The 14,434-nt window shown below is 64.4% G+C and carries 11 protein-coding genes; 7 read left to right on the top strand and 4 right to left on the bottom strand.

Annotated features, from left to right (window positions below):
- Positions 1 to 68: 68 nt before the first annotated feature.
- On the bottom strand, positions 69 to 1,724 hold the full coding sequence (locus VL752_RS00745) for an ABC transporter substrate-binding protein (RefSeq protein ID WP_325351814.1): 1,656 nt from the start codon (positions 1,722 to 1,724) through the stop codon (positions 69 to 71).
- A gap of 86 nt (positions 1,725 to 1,810) precedes the next feature.
- Positions 1,811 to 2,611, bottom strand: coding sequence for an SDR family NAD(P)-dependent oxidoreductase (locus tag VL752_RS00740; RefSeq protein ID WP_325351813.1), 801 nt, complete (start codon positions 2,609 to 2,611; stop codon positions 1,811 to 1,813).
- Positions 2,612 to 2,741: 130 nt separating this feature from the next.
- Here VL752_RS00740 and VL752_RS00735 point away from each other — a divergent pair, with 130 nt between their 5' ends.
- The 7 genes from VL752_RS00735 to VL752_RS00705 all read left to right on the top strand — a co-directional run bounded on the left by VL752_RS00735 (position 2,742) and on the right by VL752_RS00705 (position 11,718).
- Entirely contained in the window at positions 2,742 to 3,584 is an 843-nt protein-coding gene (locus tag VL752_RS00735; RefSeq protein WP_325351812.1) for a DeoR/GlpR family DNA-binding transcription regulator, read from the top strand.
- 59 nt (positions 3,585 to 3,643) lie between these two features.
- Positions 3,644 to 4,441 carry a BtpA/SgcQ family protein gene (locus VL752_RS00730; RefSeq protein WP_325351811.1) on the top strand — a complete coding sequence of 266 codons (798 nt, stop codon included), beginning with the start codon at positions 3,644 to 3,646 and terminating at the stop codon, positions 4,439 to 4,441.
- A gap of 10 nt (positions 4,442 to 4,451) precedes the next feature.
- Positions 4,452 to 5,954: an FGGY-family carbohydrate kinase gene (locus VL752_RS00725; RefSeq protein WP_325351810.1), complete on the top strand. Its 1,503-nt coding sequence runs from the start codon at positions 4,452 to 4,454 to the stop codon at positions 5,952 to 5,954.
- 59 nt (positions 5,955 to 6,013) lie between these two features.
- The gene (locus VL752_RS00720; RefSeq protein ID WP_325351809.1) at positions 6,014 to 7,273 is read left to right on the top strand and encodes an NAD(P)/FAD-dependent oxidoreductase; all 1,260 of its coding nucleotides are present in this window, start codon (positions 6,014 to 6,016) and stop codon (positions 7,271 to 7,273) included.
- 71 nt (positions 7,274 to 7,344) lie between these two features.
- The gene (locus VL752_RS00715) at positions 7,345 to 8,748 is read left to right on the top strand and encodes an amidase (RefSeq protein WP_325351808.1); all 1,404 of its coding nucleotides are present in this window, start codon (positions 7,345 to 7,347) and stop codon (positions 8,746 to 8,748) included.
- A 351-nt stretch (positions 8,749 to 9,099) separates the two neighbouring features.
- Positions 9,100 to 10,344, top strand: coding sequence for an NAD(P)-binding domain-containing protein (locus VL752_RS00710; RefSeq protein ID WP_325351807.1), 1,245 nt, complete (start codon positions 9,100 to 9,102; stop codon positions 10,342 to 10,344).
- A 3-nt stretch (positions 10,345 to 10,347) separates the two neighbouring features.
- A complete protein-coding gene (locus VL752_RS00705) occupies positions 10,348 to 11,718 on the top strand; it encodes a hypothetical protein (RefSeq protein ID WP_325351806.1) in 1,371 nt (456 codons plus the stop codon).
- Positions 11,719 to 11,727: 9 nt separating this feature from the next.
- Here the strand turns inward: VL752_RS00705 and VL752_RS00700 are convergent, their stop codons facing one another.
- Positions 11,728 to 12,810, bottom strand: a complete 1,083-nt coding sequence (locus tag VL752_RS00700; protein ID WP_325351805.1) for an AI-2E family transporter — start codon at positions 12,808 to 12,810, stop codon at positions 11,728 to 11,730.
- A gap of 127 nt (positions 12,811 to 12,937) precedes the next feature.
- On the bottom strand, positions 12,938 to 14,431 hold the full coding sequence (locus VL752_RS00695) for a catalase (RefSeq protein WP_325351804.1): 1,494 nt from the start codon (positions 14,429 to 14,431) through the stop codon (positions 12,938 to 12,940).
- Positions 14,432 to 14,434: the final 3 nt, after the last annotated feature.

Genomic DNA, 14,434 nt, shown 5'->3' with positions numbered 1-14,434 from the left:
TCCGCTGTGCTGCGGCAGCAAGTTGGCGTGCAGGCGGGGCGGATCCGAGCCGCCTGCACGCCGTCAGATCACTTCTTGTGCAGGCGAAGCACGGTCATTTCCCAATCGGGGAAGGAATAGCCGGCGAAAGGCTGGGCGTACGGATCTTCCGGCGTCGGCCAGCCGGCGAATTCCTTCGTCGAATACTGGTCCCAATCGACCTGTTCGACCACGGGGATCAGCGGCACCTCATCCAGCAACACCTTCTGCAGCTTGGCGATGATGGCGTGCTGCTCCTTGTCATCCGTCGAGCTGGCGTAGTTGTCGATCAGCGTGTCGGTGTCCTTGTTGATGTAGCGCTCCCAGTTGGTGGTCGCGGCTTTGCCGATCGGCGCGGAGGAGGGGCCGTACAGCCACTGGCGGAACTCGTAATAGGGCGTCGGGCCGCCGGCCTCGTAGGCATAGGCGAGGTCGTAATCGCCATTGTAGAGTTTCGCGAAATAATCGGTGCCCGCGAGGTTGGAGATGGTCAGCTTGATGCCGACCGCCTTGAAGAGCTGGGCGACCACCTGCAGGGAAGCAACCCAGTCCGTATAGGCGCTCTGGTTGATGATGGTGAAGGAGAGTGGCTTGCCGTCAGGCGAGGCGAAGATGCCGTCCGAACCGCGCTTGTAGCCGGCCTTTTCCAGAATCGCGATCGCCTTCTTCGGATCGTAGCTGTAGCCGGCGGCGGCAAGCTGGTCCTTGTCCAGCCAGGACTCGAAGGTCGGCGTCACGATGCCGGCTTGGTTTGCCGGCGGCTCATAGCCGTATTCGCCGATCATGGAGACACGCTTTTTGTCCAGCGCGTAGACCATCGCCTTGCGGACGGCGATATCCTTGAGCAGCGGATTGGCTTGGTTGATGAACATCGCGACATTCACCACCGGCGGGAACCAGATGTGATTGTCCGGGCTCTTCGAGAGATACTGCGCCTTGATATTGGGAATGAACTGCGCGCCCCACTGCGCTTGCCCCGTGGACAGCGCCTCGTTTGCCGGCGGGTTGGTCGTATAGGCCGGATATTCGATACGCGCGATTTTGGGCAGGCCGGGCTGCCAGTAATGCTCGTTGCGCGCGTAGCTGATGTCCTGCGGCGTGCAATGGGCGATGGTGAATGGGCCGGTGCCGACGGGATTGGCATCCTGATAGGTCATCGGGTCCGCGACCTTGGACCAGACGTGTTCCGGCACGATACCGACCTGATCCGCGACGTAATAGAAATAGGGGACGGACGGAGCCTTGAAGGTGAAGACGACCTTGTCGTCACCCTCCTGCGCGACGCTGGACAGCGCCGACCACACCGTATTGAGATCGAGGCCGGGATATTTTTTCAGCATGTTGAAGGTGAAGACAACGTCGGCGGCGGTGAAGTCCGTGCCGTCGGTCCATTTCACGCCTTTCCGGATCGTGAAGGTCAGGACCTTGTTGTCGTCGCTCCAGGCGTAGTCAGTCGCGAGCCAGGGCGTCACCTTGCCGCTCTGCATCGTGTTGACGAAGGCGAGGGTCTCGTAGATCGGCCCGACGGCAAGGAAGTTGGAGGAGGAATTGTAAGGGCTGAAGCCGCAGGTCCAGAGGAACTGGGCGTCGGAAATGGTGAGCGTGCCACCGTCATCCGCCGCGCGCGCCGCCTGCGGCAGCGCACCGAGCCCGGCGCCCAACCCGACGCTGGCCATCAAGGCCATCAACCAATGTTTCTTCGCCATGTTATTCTCCAGAGTGACAACACTGCAGCCAGAATACGAAAGCCAGAATACGAAACGGGTCTCACCACCCGCGGGCAGGCACGATCTCAGGTCATGTAAACACCGCCGGTCACGTTGACGGCCTGGCCGGTCATGAAACGCGCGCCGTCAGAAAGCAGGAAGGTCACGACGCTTGCTACATCTTCGGGATCTTCGATCCGGCCGAGCGGGGTAAGGGAGACATATTCGTCGAAGACCTGCTGCGGCGTCATGCCGCGCAGCTCCGCCTCCCAAACGATTTCGCGGGACTGCATGCCGGTACGCACGAATCCTGGGCAGACGGCGTTGACCCGAATGGCATGCTTGGCCATTTCGCGCGCCAGCGCCTGGGTCCAGCCGACGACCGCGAACTTGCTCGCCGAGTAATGGGCGAGCAGCGGCGCGCCTACTTTCGCGGCAAGCGAGGCGGTGTTGCAGATGGCGCCCTTGGTGCCGCACTCAAGAAAATGGCGGCAGGCGGCTTGATTCGTGAGAAAGACGCCGCGGGTATTGACGTTGAAGTTGAAGTCCCAGTCGGCATCCGTCAGATCGAGCGCGGGTTTCATATTGGACACGCCAGCATTGGCGACGAGACGGTCGATCCGCCCCAGAAGAGCGACGGCTTCGGCAAATCCGGCATCGACGCTCTCCCGCGTTGTCACATCCATCTCAATCGCAACGGCACTCAGCGCGATCTCCTTGGCTGTTTTCCGGGCGGTGTCGAGATCGATATCTGCGATAGCAATCCGCATGCCATGGGCGGCGAGGGCGGTCGCGATCGCCCGGCCGATGCCTGTGGCGCCGCCGGTGATGAGTGCGGTCTTGCCGGCAAGGTCGCTGCCGATCTGGTCCATAAGTCCCTCACTCATCTCTCAAGCTCGTGATGTCATGGGACCTTAACAGCCCGACAGGGACAGTCAAACAAATTCCAACAAAAAAGATGATCGAATATGTTTGTTTGTGTTGTATGCCCTCGAATCGCCCGCTAGGATCGCGCTTATGACGAAAAGGACCAGCCTGGGCGCCCTCTCTTCCGCGCCCACCGAACCCGCCATTCCGGCCGCCCCCGCGGGGGCCCGTCGTGCCGCCCTCCATCGCCTCATCATGGATCAAGGATTCGTCTCCGTGGCAGACGTGGCGCGGGATGTCGGCATTTCCGAGATGACGGTCCGGCGCGATTTGGAGGCATTGGAGCGGGAAGGACTCGTCGAGCGCTCTCATGGCGGGGCGATCCCCGCGGCCGCCGCGAGCAGCGTCATCCCGATTGAGCCGACCTATGCCGCACGGCGGGAGCTCAACCGCGATGCCAAGCTCCTGATCGCTGCCCGCGCCGCCGCGCTGGTATCGGACGAACAGGCGGTGGGGCTCGATACCGGCTCAACCGTCTCCTATCTGGCAGCCGAACTCGCGGGGCGGGAGCCGCTCAAGATCGTCACCAACAGTCTGCAGACCGTGCTCGCCATGCCGCAGCCAATTCTGCCGGAGGTTTTTCTGCTCGGCGGCCGGCTGCGTCCGCGCGAAGGGTCGCTTTGCGGTGGCATCACCCACCAGCAGTTGTCGAGTCATTGGATGGACCGCTTTTTTCTCGGAATCTGTGGCATCGACGAGGACGGCGTCTATGACTATTCGCCCGAAGACAGTGAGGTCAAATTCGTCTTCATGCAGCAGTCGAGGGCTGTCACAGCGCTTTGTGACAGCAGCAAGTTCGGCCGCCGCTCCTTCGTTCGCGTCTGCGGTTTTGAGCGGCTCGACAGTATCGTGACCGATGCGCCGCTGCCCCCCGGTATCGCGAAACAGGCGATCGCCGCCGGCGTGCACCTCATCGTCGCCCACCAGGATTAATCCATACAGGGCGAGCGCTCTCGCCCGCCATCATTCATCGTCTTGAGGAGACAAATTCCATGTTCGATTTCTTTGACGGCAAGAAGAAAGTCGTCATCGGCATGGTCCATATCGGTGCCCTGCCCGGGACTCCGCTCTATGACGAGCGCGGCGGCATGGCCAAGCTGATCGAGAATGCCGCCGCCGATCTCGAGCATCTGCAGGCGGGTGGCGTGGACGCCGTGATGTTCGGAAACGAGAATGACCGCCCCTATTCGCTGAAGGCGCCGATCGCCTCCGTCGCCGCCATGAGCGCGGTCATCTCCACGCTGCGCCACAAGATCACCGTGCCTTTCGGCGTCAACTATCTCTGGGATCCGGTGGCGAGCGTGGCGCTGGCGGCAGCCACCGGCGCGCGCTTCGTGCGCGAGATCTTCACCGGCGTCTATGCCTCGGACATGGGGCTTTGGGTTCCTGCCTGTGACGAGGCGCTGAAGGCGCGCCGCAATCTCGATGTGCGCGACCTCAAACTGCTTTTCAACATCAACGCGGAATTTGCCGCCTCCCTCGACACAAGGCCGCTGCCGCTGCGCGCCAAAAGCGCGGTCTTCTCCGCGCTGGCCGATGCCATCCTTGTCTCCGGCCCGATCACCGGCCAGGCGACCGACCAGTCCGAACTGAGTGCGGTCTGTGCCGCAGTGAAGGATGTGCCAGTTCTTGCCAATACCGGTGTCAACCTCGGCAATATCGTCGATATTTTCAGCGTCGCCGACGGCTGTGTCGTCGGCACGCATTTCAAGGTCGACGGACATACCTGGAACGCCGTCGATCCGGCGCGCGTGAAGGCCTTCATGGCGAAGGTCGAGACCCTGCGCTGAGGGCAGGGCCATGGCCGCCGTCATCGGTATCGACATCGGCACGACGTCGACCATCGGCATTCTGATCGACCTGCCGGACCGCATCGTCGCGGTGGTTTCGAGACCGACCGATCTCGTCTCGCTTCATCCCGGCTGGGCGGAGGAGGATCCCGAGCAGTGGTGGCGCAACACCTGCGCCGTCACGCGCGACTTGCTCGCGGCCGAGCCGGCGCTCGCCGCCTCGCTTGTCGGCATTGGTGTCGCCGGCATGGTGCCGGCCGTGGTGCTGCTGGATGGCCAGGGAAATCTCCTTCGGCGCAGCATCCAGCAGAGCGATGGGCGGGCGACGGAGGAGGTGACGGCCATGCTGGGTGCCGTTGACGGCGGGACCTTCCTGCGCCGTACCGGCAACGGCATCACGCAGCAGATCGTCGCCACCAAACTGCGCTGGCTGGAGCGGCACGAGCCTGACGTCTTCCGCCGTATCGGGACCGTTTTCGGGTCCTATGATTTCATCAACTGGAAGCTCACCGGGGAAAAGAGGCTTGAGCATAACTGGGCGCTGGAGGCAGGTGTCGTCGATCTGGCGGACGGGCAGATTGCGCCCGATCTCGTCGCACTCGGCGGCGTCGCGCTCTCTGCCCTGCCGCCGATCGCTGAAAGCGAGGCCGTTATCGGTCATGTGACGGCCCGGGCGGCGGCCGAGAGCGGTCTGCCGGAAGGCCTGGCCGTGGTCGCCGGCGCGGCCGACCATGTCGCTTCCGCCTATGCCGCTGGGGTCGTCGGGCATGGGGATGTGCTGCTCAAATTCGGCGGGGCAGGGGACATTCTCATCGCCGTCGACCACGCAATTCCCGATCGCCGGATCTTCCTGGATCGTCACGTCATTCCCGGCCGCTTCATGCCGAATGGCTGCATGGCGGCGACCGGCGCCATGCTCAACTGGATTGTCTCCGGTTTCGCTGCCGGGCTCGTGGCCGGGCAGGCTCATCCTCATGCCCATCTCGACGCTCTGGCGGACACTATTCCAGCGGGCAGCGAGGGTGTCTTCGTGCTGCCCTATCTGCTTGGCGAGAAAAGCCCGATCCAGGACCCGCTGGCGCGGGGCACCATCTCGGGCCTCAGCCTCAACCATGGCCCGGCCCATCTCTGGCGTGCGGCGCTGGAGGGGGTGGGTTATGGCTTTCGCCATCATCTCGAGGTTTTCCGGGAACTGGGCTATCCTGTGCGGCGCTTACTCGTCTCCGACGGCGGGTCGCGCAGCGGCGTCTGGATGCAGATCGTGGCGGATATCCTGCAGATGCCTTTGCAACGGCTGGAGGGGCATCCCGGCTCCTGCCTGGGTGCCGCCTGGGTCGCGGCCATTGGTGTGGGCGCAAGCGAGGATTGGGGCGGTGCCGCGGCCATGCTGCGGCGAGGCGAGGTTATCCAGCCTAACCCGATCCACGCCGAGGTCTATGAGGCAGGCTATCACCGCTTCCGCGCGCTCTACGAGCGTCTGGCCCCCTGGTTCGCGGAGGCGGGCGAGGGTTGATCTCCCGTTGACCCCCATGCGACGCTGATCGTTGACGGAGCGTCGCGAAAGGGGCCGGCATGGCGGGTAGGATCGAGGAGGCGGATGTTCTGGTTCTGGGTGCCGGCATCGTCGGTGTTTCCATCGCAACTCACTTGCAGATGCGCGGCCGCCAGACGATCCTGGTGGATCGCGGCGGGCCGGGCGAGGGAACCTCCTTCGGCAATGCCGGTCTTATCCAGCGCGAGGCGGTTTTCCCCCATCTCTTTCCGCGCGATCTTGGCGAGCTTCTGCGCTACGCCCTCAATCTCAAGACCGAAGCCCATTATAGCGCGACGATGCTGCCGCACTTGCTCGGCCCTTTCCTTCGTTACTGGTATCATTCCGAGACCGGACGCTACCTGGCGATATCGCGCGATTATGCGCGGCTGATCGCCCATTGCGTGGAGGATCATCTGGCGCTCGCCAAGCTTGCCGGGGCAGAAGACATTCTCCGTCCCGGCGGTTGGACCATGGCGCATCGAGACCAGCGGAGCTTCGCCCGTACGCTAAAGGAGGCCGAAGCCGCGCGCCGCGAATTCGGCGTCGATTATGATGTCTGGTGCGGCAACGAACTCGCGGCCGCCGAACCGCATCTGGCGCCGGGCCTGGCCGGCGGCCTGCACTGGACCCAGCCCGTGGCGGTGCTGGATCCCCATGCCCTAACCCTCGCCTATACCGCCTACTTCAAAAGCTTGGGCGGCCGCATCGAGCGGGGGGATGCGCGGCGGTTGCAGCGCGGCGGCCCCGGCTGGGAGGTGGCGGATGAGACTGCCATGTTCCGCGGCAGGGACGCGGTCGTCGCACTCGGCGCCTGGTCCACGGAGGTGACCAAGCCTCTCGGCTATGATCCGCCGATGTTCGTCAAGCGCGGCTATCACATGCATTACCGGCCGGACGGCAATGCGGGGCTCAACCATCCCGTTTTCGATGTTTCCCATGGTTATATGCTCGCCCCCATGCGGCGCGGCATCCGCCTGACGACCGGGGCCGAGTTCGCCCATCGCGATGCGCCGCCGACGCCGGTGCAACTCGCGAGGGTAGAGCCGCTGGCCCGTGGTCTCATGCCGGACCTTGGCCGGCGACTAGACCCCGAACCCTGGTTGGGCTCGCGCCCTTGCACGCCGGATATGCTGCCCATCATCGGGCCGGCTCCGGGGCAAGGCGGCCTCTGGTTCGGCTTCGGCCATGGGCATCAGGGCCTCACCCTCGGTCCCACCACGGGCCGCATGCTCGCCGCCATGATGACGGGCGAGGAGCCCTTCACGGACCCCGCTGCCTTCCGCCCGGACCGTTTTTGATCGCTGGGCCGCCGGTTGGCCCGTCTCCTGCAAGGCTCAGGTTGGAGCTCCAGAATGCAGAGGAAACGACGATGACGCATGCCGATCTTGCCTATCTCGAACTCACCGAGGTCTCGAAACGAATCCAGTCGGGCAGCATGACCTCTCGCGCGATCACCGAGGCGATGCTGGAGCGCATCAGCGCGCTCGATGGCAAGCTTTCGAGCTACGCCCTGGTTACGGAGGAGATCGCACTGGCCCAGGCAGACAAGGCGGACCAGGAGATCGCAGCCGGCCAGATCCGGGGGCCACTGCATGGCGCCCCGATAGCGGTCAAGGATTTGTGCTGGATGAAAGGCGTGCCAACCACCGGCGGCATGACGATCTATGCCGATTTCCGGCCTGATGAGGATGCGACGGTCGTCGCCCGGTTGCAGGCGGCAGGGGCCGTCATCCTCGGCAAGCTGCAGCTCACCGAAAGCGCCTATGCCGATCATCATCCGAAAATCACGCCGCCCAAGAACCCCTGGAACGCTGATTATTGGCCGGGCGCCTCCTCCTCCGGCTCCGGTGTCGCGACCGCCGCCGGGCTCTGCTACGGCTCGCTCGGCTCGGATACCGGCGGTTCCATTCGATTTCCCTCCGCAGCGCAAGGGTTGACCGGCCTCAAGCCGAGCTGGGGCCGTGTCAGCCGCTATGGCGTCTTCGAATTGGCAGCAACCCTCGACCATATCGGCCCAATGACGCGCAGCGCGCGCGATGCGGCGGCCATGCTGGCGGCGATCGCCGGGGCTGATCCGCAGGACCCGACGGCCCTGCAGACCCCCGTGCCCGACTATCTCGGCATGTTGGAGGACGGCATTCGCGGCCTGCGCATCGGCTATCCGGCGGCTTGGGTGGAGGCGGCGGCGGATGCGGAAACCAAGGCCGTGGTGGCCTCCGCCATCGATGTTCTGGCATCGCTCGGCGCCGATATCCGGGAGGTGAGCTTTCCGGACATCGGCCCGGCGATCCAGGACTGGTTCCCGCTTTGCGGCGTTGAAACCGCGGTCGCTCATGCCGGCACCTATCCACGCCTCAAATCCGAATATGGGCCCGCGCTCACAGGCCTCATCGAACTCGGCCGTGGCCTCTCCGGCATGGAGTATCAGCGCATCGTGCTCAACCGGGAGGATCTGCGCGGACGGGTGAATGCGCTGATGGCGGAGGTCGACCTGCTCATCCTCCCGGCCATGGGCTTCGCAGCGCCCAGCCTCGCGATGATGGGCACGCTCGGCACGGATGAGGAACTGATGAATAGCCTGCTCGGCTTCACCTGCCCCTTCGACATGACGGGTCACCCCACGATCACCCTGCCGGGTGGCTTCACGCCGGGCGGCCTGCCAATCGCCTTCCAACTTGCAGGCGCGCATGGGGCCGAGGATCTGCTTTGCCAAACGGGCCACGCCTTCCAGATGGTGACGGACTGGCATAAGCGACACCCCGACCTCGGCTGATCGCCGATGGGCGGCAGGGCTGCGCGAATTGCGCGGTCCTGCCGACGTGTTGCTTCATCAATATTTTGTTAGAATTTCTCGGTCCTGATTGCCCGGTAAGCCGAAGGGCGTACCCCCGCGCGTCCGCGCTTCGAGAGGCGATTTCCTTCGGGATGCGCCGGTCGCGCACGAGCGGCTGCAGATAGTCACATGGCAGGCAGTCATGCCTTTGGGAGCGGGGGCAGCCGTTTGCATGATCATACCATCAGTTCGGAGGACACGACAATCGCGGGCGGGCGGACCTAGCATCAAGTTCATAGAATTACGGACCGGGTCTGCCCTTGGGGCCCCCCGAACTTGATAGAGGCTTACGTGCTCGATTCACTCATTCTTGGTGCTGGCCCTTACGGGCTTTCCCTTGGCGCGCATCTTCGGGCGCGGCGGACGGAATTCCGGCTTGCCGGGGCCGTCATGGGGGCCTGGATCAACAATATGCCCGAAGGAATGTATCTGAAGTCGGAAGGTTTTGCTCTCGATTTGTTTGAGCCGAGCGGGCGCTTCACCCTTGGTGCCTTTTGCCAGCGGCAGGGTATTCCGTATGCCGATACTGGCGTGCCGATCAGCAAAGATACCTTCATCGCCTATGGGCGCGCATTTCAGAAGCTGTTTGTCCCCCAGGCGGAGGAGCGGCGGGCCGTCTCCGTCACGCGCATCGGCGCGGGCTTCAGGACCCTATTCGAGGACGGTATCGAGATCACCTCCCGTCGGCTCGTCGTCGCGGCCGGTGTCGGCAGCTACGCGCGCATCCCACAGGCCCTGCAGGCCCTGCCTCCGGAACATTGCAGCCATAGTTCCCATCATGGTGACTTCGCTGGCTTCGAGGGCAAGGCGATCGTGGTGGTGGGAGGCGGTTCCTCCGCAATGGATACGGCCGCAGCGCTGCATCGGCGTGGCGCCCGGGTCACCGTCATCGCCCGCCGTCGGGAGGTTTCCTTCCAGACCCCGCTGGGCGCGCGCAGCGCCTGGGACAGGGCTCGCGCGCCGATGACGACGCTCGGGCCAGGCTGGAAATCGGTCCTCTGCACGCAGGCGCCGTTGCTGTTTCATTGCATGCCGGACAAGTTCCGCACTGCGGTCGTCACGCGCTATCTGGGGCCGGCGCCCGGCTGGGTCATCAAGGACGAGGTCGAGGGGCACGTGCCGATCGTCAGCGGCACCACCGTTTCCGCGGCGAGGCTCGCGGGAGGGCGGGTAAACCTCACTCTCAATCATGAGAAGGGGCCGCAAACTACGCTTGTCGCCGATCACGTCGTCTGCGCAACCGGATTCAAGATTGAAGTTGGTAGGACAGGGTTTCTGGCGCCGGAGCTTGCTTCCCAGATCCGACATGTCGACGGCGCGCCCAAGCTTTCGAGCCGTTTCGAGAGTTCGGTTCCTGGCCTTTATTTCATTGGTCCGGTCTCGGCCAATGCTTTCGGCCCCATGCTGCGCTTCGCCTGTGGCGCCGGTTTCACCGCGCGCCGGCTTTCCCGTCATATCGCTGCGCTAGCCGGGCGGGTGCCGCAGGCTGTGGGGAACGAATCCTATGGTGGCCGCGCGATGGCCGTGGACGCCTAGATCATGGCGAGCTTGGTGCTGCTGGATGGCGGAGCGGCGACGCCGAAGAGCCCGCGCGTGCTTTTTGTGGCTCTCGTGGATTATCTCGGGATGGAGCGGGTGCCGGCCGCCATGGGCGCGCTCGGCGCCGATTGCGCGGTCCTGTCACCGCCCGGCTTTTGCGGTCTCAGCAGTCGCCACGTAAAGCAATGGTACCGGTTGCCGGCACATCGCGGCCTGTGGCTCGGCCTCGCCTTCCTCCGGCGGCGACTGGAGGAGGCGGTGGCAGGCTGGCAGCCCGATCTCGTCATCCCCTTGGATGACATTGCTGCCCAATATCTTCGGGTGCTGGCGAAATCGGCGCGACTGCCGGCATCGTTGCGCGATCTGCTGGAGCGATCCTTCGGAGATCCGGCGGGCTACGCGGCCGTCTGCAGCCGGCTCGCCACCATGCAGGCGGCACGCGCGGCCGGCATTCACACCCCTCACTTTTTTGCGTCCCGCAATCCGGTCGAGATCGTGGCCCATGCCGTCGGCTGGGGCTTCCCCGTGGTGCTCAAGGGAGAAAACTCCTGCGGCGGCGATGGTGTCGCGATCGCGCGGGACGCCCGCGAGCTCCGATCGGCGCTGGCGCGCTACCATGGCGGACCTGCGTGGAAACAGTCCCGCCGGGCGGCGGTCCGGGTCTTCTGGAACGCCGCAGGCCTCTCCGAAACCGCAGGAGCGCCGGCCCTTCTCCAAAGCCTGGTGCCCGGCGTCCCGGCGATGCACACCGTTGCTGCCTGGCGCGGTGAGATCCTGGACGGCGTGAGCTTCGTCACAGAACAGGTGCATCCGGCACCGACAGGCCCCAGCACTATCGTGCGTCAGATCGAAAATGCGGAGATGGCCGAAGCCGTGCGTCGCTTCGTATTCAGCCAGAAGTGCTCAGGCCTCCTCAGCTTCGATTTCATGCTTGATGAGACAACGGGAGAGGCCGCGCTGATTGAGATCAACGCGCGGCCGATCGGCACCACCCATCTCGGGCGCCACTTCGGGCACGATCCTTTTGCGGCCCTGCTGGCTCGTCTCGGCCATCTACCCTTGCATCAGGTGCCGAGCATGGCTCCTGAGACACGATCCGTGGCTCTATTTCCGAAAGAGCTCATCCGCGCCCCCGAAAAGCCCGAACGGCTTTCCTTCCAGGGCGTGCTGCACGATGTACCCTATGATGATCCACCGATGTTCGCGATGCACCTCGCCCGGCTGCGGCGGCTGCATCCCGCGGCTTTTCCCCACATAGAACAGAGCCTGCGCGCAGAGCGCACCGAAGCGAAGCTGATGGAGACGATCGGCTTCGCGGAGCTGCGGCCGCGGGCCGATTGCCGCGTCACGGGGCGGCCCGTCATGGGCTGAAAGCGCGGCTCAGACCGGTCCTTCGCCGACCCATTCGCGCCACAGCAGAATGAGGGCGGCCATGATGGCGGGGCCCAGGAAAAGGCCGATGATCCCCCAGGTGCCGATGCCGCCCAGAATGCCGAGCAGCACCCAGAGAAAGGGCAGCTTGGTCGTGCCGCCGATGAGGACCGGCCGGATGAAATGGTCGGCGAGGAAGGTCACGACGAGCCCGATGCAAACGACGCCGATCGCCCAGCCGATCGCGCCCTGGGCCAGCAGCAGCAAACCTACCACGGCGAAGACCACGGAAGCGGCGAAGGGAATCATCGCGGCGATGGCGGTTACCATGCCGAAGACCGTCGCCTCCGGCACCCCGGCCACCCAATAGACAAGGCCGAGCAGGGCGCCCTCCACCAGGCCCACCAGCACCAGCCCGTTCACCGTGCCGTGGATCGAGGCGATAATCTGCAGGCCGATGCGCTCGCCGGTCGGGCCGAAGGCGCGGGTGGCGGCCTTCTCCATCTGGCGCGTCAAGCTCCGTCCATCTCGGAAAAGAAAGAATAGTGCGAGCAGGGTGAAGACGAAGGCAGTCAGGCGATGCACCAGCGCCTCACCCACGATCCGGCTGACGCGTGCGACATGGCCGCCCGTCGTGCGCTGCACCAGTTTCTGCGCGCCGCCGGGATTGCCGAGATTGTCCTGCCACCAGCGGTCGATCTGAGCATGGGCGAAGGGCAGATGCCCCAGCAACGCCGGCTCCTGGATGCCGTTGGCGCGCGCGTCGCGCAGCCAGTCGCTCGCGGACTGCGCCTGCTTCGCGAGCTCGATGGCGACGAGGCCGATCGGGGCTATGAATATAAGGGCGACGCCAAGTGTGAAAACTGTCGGCAGCAGAATGTTGTGCCGCCCGGTGCCGAACCGAGCGGTGGCGCGCTCATAGAGCGGCCACAACGCGATCGCGAAGATCGAGGCCCAGGCGAGGCCGCCCAGGAATTCCTTGAGCGTGAAAAGGCCGAGCAGCAGCAGGATCAGGGCAAGCGCGCCCATGGCGATGTGCTGGGCGCGGGTGCCCTCGTCGGGGGCAGTTCTCGGCGTGAGATCGTTCATCATGCGCGATGATAGACCCGAGCGCGACGGGTTTGGAAAGAGCTCGGTCGGGGCCGCAAACAAGAAAAAGGCGGCGGCGCTTCCCGCGCCGCCGCCTTCCTATCCTAACCTCGCCCTTCGGGGCAGAAGGTTACTCCGCGGCTGCCGCCGTGGTGGGGGCAGAGGATTCCTGCGGATGGGTGCGACGGATCGCTTCCTCCACGCCCTCAGCCCAGCTCGGGTCGGCCTGGCGGAAATGGCCGATCTGCCGGTCGATGATGTAGCGGGGCACGCCAAGCATCGCGGCCGCGATGTTGTTGAAGAACCGCTGCTTCTGCTCGGGCGAGAACATCCGGTAGAGATTGCCCGGTTGCGTGTAGTCGTCATTGCCGTCGCGGTGATTGTAGCGGTCGGCGTCGCCGCTGATGCGCAGCGGCGGCTCCTTCGCACTCGGGGCCTGCACCGGGCCGGAGAAGGAATTCGGCTCGTAGTAGGCGTCCGTTCCCTTCGGCGCGTCGAAGCGCATGGAGCCATCGGCATGGTAGGTGTGAACGGCGTTCTTCGGCCGGTTCACCGGCAGCGCCTCGTAATGCGTGCCGACGCGATAGCGATGCGCATCCGCGTAGGAGAAGATGCGGGCCTGCAGAACCTTGTCTGGCGAGAAGCCGATGCCCGGCACGATGTTCGACGGCGAGAAGGAAGCCTGCTCAATTTCCGCGAAGTAGTGGTCCGGATTGCGGTTCAGTTCGAAGACGCCGACGTCGATCAGCGGATAGTCCCCATGCGGCCAGACCTTGGTGAGGTCGAACGGATTGTACGGGGTCTTTTCCGCATCGGCCTCGGGCATGATCTGCACCTTGAAATCCCACTTCGGGAAATCGCCGCGTTCGATCGCCTCATAGAGGTCGCGCTGGGAGCTTTCGCGGTCATTGGCGATGACCTGGTTGGCTTCCTCATTGGTCCAATGCTTGTGGCCCTGGCGGTTCTTGAAGTGGAACTTCACCCAGTAGCGCTCGCCGGCATCGTTCCAGAAGCTGTAGGTATGGCTGCCGTAGCCGTTGATGTTGCGAAAGCCAACCGGCAGGCCGCGGTCGCTCATCAGGATCGCGACCTGATGCAGGCTCTCCGGGCTCAGGGACCAGTAGTCCCACATCGCGGTCGCGGAGCGCATGTTGGTGCGCGGATGGCGCTTCTGGGTATGGATGAAGTCCGGGAATTTCACGGGGTCGCGGATGAAGAAGACGGGCGTGTTGTTGCCCACCACGTCCCAGTTGCCCTCGTCCGTATAGAACTTCAGGGAGTAGCCGCGCACGTCGCGTTCGGCGTCGGCCGCGCCGCGCTCGCCGGCGACGGTCGAGAAGCGCAGCAGCAGGTCCGTCTGCTTGCCGATCTTCGAAAAGATCGAGGCCTTGGTGTATTTCGTAATGTCGTGAGTCACGGTAAAGGTGCCGAAGGCGCCGGAGCCCTTGGCATGCACCACGCGCTCGGGAATGCGCTCACGGTTCTGGTGGGCGAGCTTTTCCAGCAGAAGATAGTCCTGGAGCAGCAGCGGGCCGCGGGCGCCGGCAGAAATGCTGTTCTGATTGTCGGGCACCGGGGCACCGGCTGTACTCGTCAGTGTCGGGCGGGTCATGTCTTCGGCCATAAA

It is taken from the genome of Acidisoma sp., assembly GCF_035492295.1.
GTDB lineage: Bacteria > Pseudomonadota > Alphaproteobacteria > Acetobacterales > Acetobacteraceae > Acidisoma.
The sequence above is the reverse complement of the archived record's forward strand: the minus strand, read 5'-3'. Positions and strand labels throughout refer to the sequence as shown.

What these genes read in the sequence shown, in the direction of transcription:
- VL752_RS00740 (WP_325351813.1), bottom strand. Translation starts at nt 2,611, where the DNA reads ATGAGTGAGGGACTTATGGACCAGATCGGCAGCGACCTTGCCGGCAAG.
- VL752_RS00725 (WP_325351810.1), top strand. Translation starts at nt 4,452, where the DNA reads ATGGCCGCCGTCATCGGTATCGACATCGGCACGACGTCGACCATCGGC.
- VL752_RS00695 (WP_325351804.1), bottom strand. Translation starts at nt 14,431, where the DNA reads ATGGCCGAAGACATGACCCGCCCGACACTGACGAGTACAGCCGGTGCC.
- VL752_RS00745 (WP_325351814.1), bottom strand. Translation starts at nt 1,724, where the DNA reads ATGGCGAAGAAACATTGGTTGATGGCCTTGATGGCCAGCGTCGGGTTG.
- VL752_RS00730 (WP_325351811.1), top strand. Translation starts at nt 3,644, where the DNA reads ATGTTCGATTTCTTTGACGGCAAGAAGAAAGTCGTCATCGGCATGGTC.
- VL752_RS00715 (WP_325351808.1), top strand. Translation starts at nt 7,345, where the DNA reads ATGACGCATGCCGATCTTGCCTATCTCGAACTCACCGAGGTCTCGAAA.
- VL752_RS00705 (WP_325351806.1), top strand. Translation starts at nt 10,348, where the DNA reads ATGGCGAGCTTGGTGCTGCTGGATGGCGGAGCGGCGACGCCGAAGAGC.
- VL752_RS00735 (WP_325351812.1), top strand. Translation starts at nt 2,742, where the DNA reads ATGACGAAAAGGACCAGCCTGGGCGCCCTCTCTTCCGCGCCCACCGAA.
- VL752_RS00700 (WP_325351805.1), bottom strand. Translation starts at nt 12,810, where the DNA reads ATGATGAACGATCTCACGCCGAGAACTGCCCCCGACGAGGGCACCCGC.
- VL752_RS00720 (WP_325351809.1), top strand. Translation starts at nt 6,014, where the DNA reads ATGGCGGGTAGGATCGAGGAGGCGGATGTTCTGGTTCTGGGTGCCGGC.